Origin of the sequence: uncultured Ligilactobacillus sp., assembly GCF_948826705.1 — a bacterium.
Taxonomy (GTDB): Bacteria; Bacillota; Bacilli; order Lactobacillales; family Lactobacillaceae; genus Ligilactobacillus.
In genome coordinates this window covers 1-1,368 of the sequence record NZ_CAQLEL010000016.1, presented here as the reverse complement: position 1 = coordinate 1,368, position 1,368 = coordinate 1, and the positions used below count along the sequence as shown (strand labels likewise).

The window sequence follows — 1,368 nt, the reverse complement described above, 5'->3', positions numbered from 1 at the left end:
TCAAAAATAAAAAGAGTATCGTTAAAAAATAAATCAACAATTCACATAATAGTTCTCATCCTTATATTTCTTAATAACTGTACCTATGTATAATTGTAAGGAGCATATTCGCGTGTATGGCCAATGTACTTTGCTAATCCCATGATAAATCCCTCAATGTTTTCCCCATCAAACGTATAAGCCGAGCTTTCCGCAATAACTAGCAAAATTCTATTATCGATATGATCGTAATTTCTATCAGTAACAGTTAACCTATTTACACCTGAGTTCTTGCCTACATATCGTTCAAACAATTTATATAATTCAGAAATTTTTTTCTGGCTTAATCAAGTAATCTTTAGCATCAAAATATAAGTATCCAATTTCTACATTATCCGATCCTTGCCCCATTTTTCATCTTCTTTCTCTTGACTAAATCACGTATAAATATCTTTTCCTATTGTTCAGATGTTTGCTCTTGTGCATGTTTTTGTACGTTTTGTTCTTCTTGATCCAAAGTTTTTAAAGTCTTGTTTGACTGTTTTGCCTTGCAACTTCTAACGCTGCCAGCATATGGGCAAAAGAAAAAAACATCCCACATGGAATGCCTTTACATATCAACGGTAACCAGTCTCTAGCTTCTTTGGCTACTTTGTAAGCTTTTTGCATTAGTAAATTTTCTTGGGTGATTGAGTATGCTATTTTCAGGCGGAACAACACCTATAAACTCAACTCCTTTAATATTGACTATCATCAGACTGCATTTTCACAATCTGATAGAACTGCCGATCCAAAATACCTAACATATTTGCGTAGTGTAGGAATTAGACTTCACATATCCATCCCTCCGTATACTAAAAAACGACCAAAAGCGCCTGTCTTCCATTCGCTTTTGGTCGTTGGGATCTTTTGAGTTTCATCTACCCAGTAAGCTCCGCCACCTTTAACGAAGACATCAAATTTCTTTTCTAACCCATCTATAGCTTCATACTTACCAAGTTGCATGACTTTTGAATTTTGCATGATCTCTTGGATCGTTAAGAGCGCATGCTTTTCTGGGATACTCCCATCTCTTTTTTGTAAAAGTGTTACGTTATTTGGATCAAATGTTTGTTGCATTGTAAGCCCTCCTCTATTTAATTAATCTATTGGTTTGTGCAAAGCTAGCAATATCATTCATTGAGTTGTCACTAGTTTTAAAACCTGCACTTTCCTTTGGACTATCCGTCTTAGATAGCTCTTCGACTCGTGCTTTGACCAACATATCAACTGACTCAGCAAGTTTGCGAATATTGCTGTGCGTCTTTTCAGCGTCATCAGTCAATACCAAATCAACAAGATCTGCAGGTAGTTTCTGCTCTTCTAATTGCTTTTGTGCTTCGATACGAT

The 1,368-nt window shown here is 35.7% G+C and carries 3 protein-coding genes; all 3 read right to left on the bottom strand.

All coding sequences use genetic code 11. The features are described 5' to 3' along the window. Positions 1-501: 501 nt before the first annotated feature. On the bottom strand, positions 502-648 hold the full coding sequence (locus Q9Q35_RS01260) for a hypothetical protein (protein ID WP_304651792.1): 147 nt from the start codon (positions 646-648) through the stop codon (positions 502-504). A 162-nt stretch (positions 649-810) separates the two neighbouring features. Continuing rightward, a complete protein-coding gene (locus Q9Q35_RS01255) occupies positions 811-1,098 on the bottom strand; it encodes a hypothetical protein (protein ID WP_304651791.1) in 288 nt (95 codons plus the stop codon). 13 nt (positions 1,099-1,111) lie between these two features. Then, positions 1,112-1,368, bottom strand: a 257-nt coding sequence (locus Q9Q35_RS01250; RefSeq protein ID WP_304651790.1) for a DUF4355 domain-containing protein, incomplete at its 5' end; no start/stop codon positions are given.

Excerpts from the sequence above, each read along its gene's own strand:
- Q9Q35_RS01260 (WP_304651792.1), bottom strand. The coding sequence starts at position 648 with ATGCAAAAAGCTTACAAAGTAGCCAAAGAAGCTAGAGACTGGTTACCG.
- Q9Q35_RS01255 (WP_304651791.1), bottom strand. The coding sequence starts at position 1,098 with ATGCAACAAACATTTGATCCAAATAACGTAACACTTTTACAAAAAAGA.